This window comes from Mastigocoleus sp. MO_188.B34, assembly GCF_030065675.1.
Classification (GTDB): Bacteria; Cyanobacteriota; Cyanobacteriia; order Cyanobacteriales; family Nostocaceae; genus Mastigocoleus.
Window position 1 is genome coordinate 1 of sequence record NZ_JASJDK010000221.1, and the last position, 6,257, is coordinate 6,257.

A 6,257-nucleotide genomic window follows, 5' to 3' on the forward strand; every position below is an offset into this window, starting at 1 on the left:
CCTATTGTTAAGCGATCGCCAATCCTCTCCTTAATAGAATGATTATCATTATTAATTTTTTTGTTAATTTTATCTGCTAATTCAAAACTCCCAACCCTTCTTCGGTCGAGCTTTCGGGGTGACAAGCACCCCGTGAGGTTTTTGGGTTACAACATACGCAGGATTTCTGTTATGTACAGTCCAATCAGATGTAACAGAAAAATAAATTAATTTATCTTTGTAATTGCAATCGCCTTTACCTGCTAATTGAGAATAAATCCTGTAAATAATTTAGTTGGAGTGTTGATTTCACTTCAAGATTTAGATTTACAGAATATTCTTAACTAATAATTATGAATGTTGCCATTATCGGTTGCGGTTACGTTGGTAGTGAAATTGCTCGACATTTGAGTTATGCATTTAGTTGTAAAGTCAAAGCGATCGCACTAAGTAAGGAAGAAGTTCCACAAATAAAAATCCCATCATGGCAACAAGAAGCAGTAATAGTAAACGGAGATGAACCTTCACTTTTCTCAGTTTTAAATAATCAAGATGCTATAGTTTTGAGTTTTCCTGGGATTAATAACGAAAGACGACTTTACACTTCTAGCGATCGCGATTTTGGTAATGAAGAAACTTACCTACACATAACCAAAAATTTAATTAAAGCTTTGAAGTTCAACCAGAAATCAACTGTGAAGCATTTAATATTTCTCAGCAGTTGTGACGTCTATGGCAACACTAATGGTGCATGGGTAAATGAAGATCATGCGATCGCACCCATTAAAAAACATATTGAAATAATTTTCCAAATAGAAAATGCCTTATTACAGGTATCTAACAGCTATTTAAAAGTTTCTGCACTGCGTTTGGGAAAAATATATGGGTCAAATCATGGGCAAAATTATGTCCTAGAACGGCAACTGGAGAATTATTCGAGTCTTTGTGGTCAAACTATTTCTGGAACAGGTAAAGAATTTCTCAATTGGACTCATATCGATGATATTAAATCAGTTACAGGATTTATTCTTCAAAATAAATTGCAAGGAATCTATAACTTAGTAAATGATTTACCAATCGAAAGTGGTGAATGTTTCCAACAATTATGTAAATCTCAAGGTTTTGCCAATGTTGAATGGGATTCCTCGATTCATACAAACCTTCCCAATGTTCGCGTCTCAAATCAAAAGTTGAAATCAACAGGTTACAGGTTTATTCATAATCGATTTTCAGTTTTAGATTAAATTAGATCAATTTTTTGGAGAATAATCAAGAATATTTCGTGGCTTGCAAACGAAATATTCGAGATAAATTGATAATTATCTGTAACTTTGGTTAACAATCTTTTATCGACTTAAGCGTATAAGTTCTGAAATATTACGACTAATAAAATCTAGGAGAGATAGTAAAAAACTAAAGATTTTTGCTTCTCCTACATGTTCTTAGTAAGATCATAAATCTTATGTAAGTCCCAATCATTTAATTTCGTGTCTTAATTATCAGAACAAGACATCAGTTAAAATACATAAGTTGAAACATAAAACACACAAGCTTAGACTTTTCCCTCAATATCAATCATGGGTAATACTTTTGGGCATCTATTTCGTGTCACTACTTTTGGTGAGTCTCACGGTGGTGGAGTAGGAGTGACAGTTGATGGTTGTCCGCCACAACTAGAAATTTCAGCAGAAGAAATTCAGGTAGAATTAGACCGCCGACGTCCCGGACAGAGTAAGATCACCACACCGCGTAAAGAATCAGATACTTGTGAGATTTTATCAGGAGTATTTCAAGGTAAAACTTTAGGTACGCCAATCTCTATTCTGGTACGTAATAAAGATACTCGTCCCCAAGATTACAGTGAGATGGCGCAAAAGTATCGTCCTTCCCATGCAGATGCAACCTATGATGCCAAATATGGGCTTAGAAATTGGCAAGGTGGTGGTAGATCCTCCGCACGAGAGACAATTGGTAGAGTCGCAGCAGGTGCGATCGCTAAAAAAATTCTCCGTCAAGTAGCAAACATCGAAGTTATTGGTTACGTCAAACGCATCAAAGATTTAGAAGGAGTTGTTGACTCCAATAGCGTTACTCTGGAGCAAGTAGAAAGTAATATTGTCCGTTGTCCCGATCCAGAATGTGCCGAACGGATGATTGAATTAATTGAAAAAACTGGAAGAGATGGTAATTCTCTTGGTGGTGTTGTAGAGTGTGTAGCTCGGAATGTACCCAAAGGTTTAGGCGAACCAGTATTTGATAAATTGGAAGCTGATATTGCTAAGGGTGTAATGTCTTTACCAGCAAGTAAAGGTTTTGAGATTGGGTCTGGTTTTGCAGGTACTTTACTTACTGGTATTGAACATAATGATGAATTTTACATTGATGAAAGTGGAAATATCCGCACTGTAACTAACCGTTCTGGGGGAATTCAAGGTGGGATTTCTAATGGTGAAAATATTATTTTGCGCGCAGCATTTAAACCAACAGCTACGATTCGCAAAGAGCAAAAAACAGTCACTAAGGAAGGTGAAGAAACTCTACTAGCAGCTAAAGGAAGACATGATCCCTGCGTGTTACCTCGTGCTGTACCAATGGTGGAGTCAATGGTAGCTTTAGTATTGTGCGACCATCTCTTAAGACATTATGGTCAATGTAAAGTTTTATAGTTCAAAAAAATCATAATAATCTAAAACATCAAATAACCAAAAAATTCAATCATCCAATTTGTAAGCAAAATTCTATACAAATTTTGGACAAATCTATAATGATTAAAAACACATCATCCTGGTATATAGTTAAAAACTCTTCTGGAAATTGCAAAATAGTTCCTAGTAATGACACGCTACAGGAAAATGAAAGTGGAATAAGCAAACAATGGGGACCTTTTATTTCCCGAGAGGAAGCTATTGTACGTAGGGTAGGGTTAATAAGAACAGGTAAATGTAAACCTACTTAGTTTATTGTATGAAGCGTGCTGTTAGTCACAAGTAAGACGTCATTACGTTAATTTTGCATAAGCCCTATGTTTTATCTTTAGGAATGAGAATTTAATAACCTGTAATTCTGAAATTTGGAATGGTGCGTTACGCGATGCTAACAGCACCCTACTTTTGTACTTTATTTAATCCACATTCCTTAATAAAAAAGTGATAGGGTTTTTATCCGACTTATGAGCTTACTCAGAGCACTATATTTTGTGGTTAGGACATCTTCTGTACCGCATTTTTGGCATTGTAATAGTGTTTAAAGCTGCTGAGTAGTTAGATAATGCTTGGGAAGTATAGCTTATTACCCAATATCATTATTGAGATCCCCCAATCCCCTTAAAAAGCCTTAAAAAGGGGGCAAAATTCCCCCAATATACCGGGGAATTTAGGGGTATCCAAGGTATCTTAGGTAAATAATATAACTTTTCAAACATCCTCTTAATAAATAAGATGCAAAAATCTGAAAAAGCCCTCATATTCTGGGCTTTTTCCTGTCCCATTTGAAGCAAAACATTATGTCCTAACCAATATGTTTGCTGCTATATAAAACTAAAGTTAAAGCCGGAAATTTTTAATGGTTGTCAATTATGTGTAATAATCACTAGCTGTGAATTTGTATTGCTTGCAAAACCAAAAATTATTAGCAGTTATTAGAACAGTGAAAATCTCTCAAATTTCTGCCCACGAACTAAGTAATTTTTGAATATCAATAAACAATTAACTAATTGATGAATAAATGAATTAGTCATTTATTTTTGTGCACTTGTATTAGTAATTGGTTTATTTGTTATTTTTTTCGTTAATATATCTAGGGCTTTAACATACTGTGGATCTGCTTTAGTACCAATTTTATTACGCTCTTTACTTAACTCTTGACGTTTGCTATCACTTAATTTGACTTCAATATCAGGTTCAATACCTTTTTTGTTAATATCTCTTCCACTGGGAGTAAGATATTTGGCAATGGTAACCGCTAAACCGGAGCCATCATCTAAAGGACGAACTGACTGTACTAATCCTTTACCAAAAGTTTTGGTTCCTACTAAAGTTGCTCTTCCATTGTCTTGCAAAGCCCCAGAAAGAATTTCACTGGCACTAGCACTACCACCATCAACTAAAATTACTAAAGGCTTTTTGGTTAGTATGCCAGGGCTTGCGACTTCTTTTTTCCTCGGACCGCTACGAGCAACTGTAGACACAATAGTACCCTTATCAATCCACATAGAAGCAATATCGGTACTAGCATAAAGTAAACCACCAGGGTTGGAGCGCAAGTCCATGATATAACCAGCGACCTTTTTAGTTTCTAAGTCTTTGATCGCATCACGCATTTCTTTAGCTGCGTTGGCACTAAATTGGTTTAATCTGATATATCCTATATTGCCTGCAGGACTCTGATTTTGACTAAACTTAACAGGATGTATTTCTATTTTCGCCCGTTTGATTCTAAAATCCTTGAGATTACCGTTACGTTTGATTGTTAATGTAACGCTAGTTCCAGGCTCACCACGAATTAAAGATACTGCTTGGTTAGTATCTATTCCTTTGGTACTCTTACCATCAATTTTGACAATTAAGTCCTTGGACATAATTCCAGCATTTGATGCGGGAGTACCTTCAATTGGTGAAACGACAACTAACTGTTTAGTTTTTTCTTCTTGAGTAATTTGAATACCTACCCCTGTAAGTTCACCAGAGGTATCAACCTGCATATTTTTAAATTCTTGAGGGTCCATGAAGCGAGTGTAAGGATCCTTGAGCTTTTCTAACATCTCTCGGATGGATTTATAAGCTTCTTGTTGATTATTGTAAGACTTATTTAAATACTCTTTTCGAACTGATTGCCAATCTACTTTATTAAAAGTTCCGTCTACGTATTGTCGGTATACAATTTGCCAAACTTCATCTACTAGTTCCTTCGGACTTTCCTTGAATAAAGCTTGTCCTTGTGAGTGCATTCCGATACTAAAAACAGCTACAGTGGACACCATTAGTGCAGTAGCACCTAAAACAAGTCCGTTTTTTGTATTGATCATAATGACAGCTGTGCCAGAGGAATATTTGATCTCAGTATGCTAAATCTAACATAGGGTAACACTGTAAAGACCCAGCATAATTTGTTATTTCAAAAAAATATCAAAGAATCCGGCTACTTTGGCGACCGTCTATGTATCAACCAAGTCCGAATTACCTTTAATACTGCATATACAATTCGCCCGATTTCCATCTATAAGTAGTCAGAAAACGGGCTTAGTAATATTGAAATCAAGTCTAGGGGTCTACCCAACGTCCGTCAGCTTTAATCAAGTTAATTAACTCCTTAACGCCCCGATCTTCTGGAACTTTTTTGATTTCTTCTCGGCCACGATATAAAGAAATATAGCCAGGATTTTTACCGACATAACCATAATCAGCATCAGCCATTTCTCCTGGTCCATTTACAATACAGCCCATAACTGCAATATCTAAACCAGTTAAGTGTTTGGTTGCTTCTCGGACTTTGTGCAGAACTTCTTCTAGATTGAATAATGTCCGTCCGCATGAAGGACAAGCCACATATTCAACCATTGTTTTCCGCATCCCTAAAGCTTGCAAAATACTGTAGCAAACGGGAATTTCTTTTTCTGGTGCCTCTGTGAGAGAAACACGAATGGTATCACCAATACCCTCAGCTAAAAGTGTAGCAATTCCTGCGGTTGATTTGATCCTGCCATATTCACCATCGCCTGCTTCGGTTACACCAAGATGCAGGGGATAATCCATTCCCAAATCATCCATTCGCTTTGCCATTAGGCGATATGCCGCTAACATAACAGGCACTCGAGAAGCTTTCATGGAAATTACTATATTGCGGAAATCAAGTGATTCGCAAATGCGAATAAATTCCAAAGCTGATTCCACCATTCCTTCAGGAGTATCGCCATAGGTAAATAGCATTCTTTCAGCCAAAGACCCATGATTGACTCCTATTCGCATTGCTTTCCCTTGATCCCTGAGAGAAATAACAAGAGGTTCAAGGGTCTCACGAATTTTTTCACCAATTTCATCAAATTCTGCGGAAGTGTATTCAGTTCTATTTGCGTCTGGTTTTTCAAACACATATAAACCTGGATTAATCCGTACTTTCTCTATATGTTTGGCAACTTCTAAAGCAATTTTCATCCCGTTGTGGTGTATGTCAGCCACAAGGGGGACATCCCTATAAGTTTTAATTAATTTTTGTTTAATTTCCGCTAAAGCTTTAGCATGAGCAATGCTAGGTACAGTAACGCGGACAATCTCACAGCCAAT

The 6,257-nt window shown here is 36.6% G+C and carries 4 protein-coding genes; 2 read left to right on the forward strand and 2 right to left on the reverse strand.

The annotated features are described in order from the left end of the window. Positions 1 to 332: 332 nt before the first annotated feature. Both QNJ50_RS28190 and aroC read left to right on the forward strand, forming a co-directional pair. Complete coding sequence (locus QNJ50_RS28190; protein ID WP_300642430.1) at positions 333 to 1,223, forward strand: NAD-dependent epimerase/dehydratase family protein; 891 nt, start codon at positions 333 to 335, stop codon at positions 1,221 to 1,223. Positions 1,224 to 1,556: 333 nt separating this feature from the next. Beyond that, entirely contained in the window at positions 1,557 to 2,645 is a 1,089-nt protein-coding gene (aroC, locus tag QNJ50_RS28195; protein WP_300642433.1) for a chorismate synthase, read from the forward strand. Between the two features lie 1,070 nt (positions 2,646 to 3,715). Here the strand turns inward: aroC and ctpC are convergent. Continuing rightward, positions 3,716 to 5,002 (reverse strand): carboxyl-terminal processing protease CtpC, encoded by a 1,287-nt coding sequence (gene ctpC / locus QNJ50_RS28205; RefSeq protein WP_300642438.1) that lies wholly within the window; start codon positions 5,000 to 5,002, stop codon positions 3,716 to 3,718. 235 nt (positions 5,003 to 5,237) lie between these two features. Further along, positions 5,238 to 6,257, reverse strand: a 1,020-nt coding sequence (ispG, locus tag QNJ50_RS28210; RefSeq protein WP_300642441.1) for a (E)-4-hydroxy-3-methylbut-2-enyl-diphosphate synthase, incomplete at its 5' end; no start/stop codon positions are given.

Coding starts and splice junctions, on each gene's coding strand:
- QNJ50_RS28190 (WP_300642430.1), top strand. CDS start 333: ATGAATGTTGCCATTATCGGTTGCGGTTACGTTGGTAGTGAAATTGCT.
- aroC (WP_300642433.1), top strand. CDS start 1,557: ATGGGTAATACTTTTGGGCATCTATTTCGTGTCACTACTTTTGGTGAG.
- ctpC (WP_300642438.1), bottom strand. CDS start 5,002: ATGATCAATACAAAAAACGGACTTGTTTTAGGTGCTACTGCACTAATG.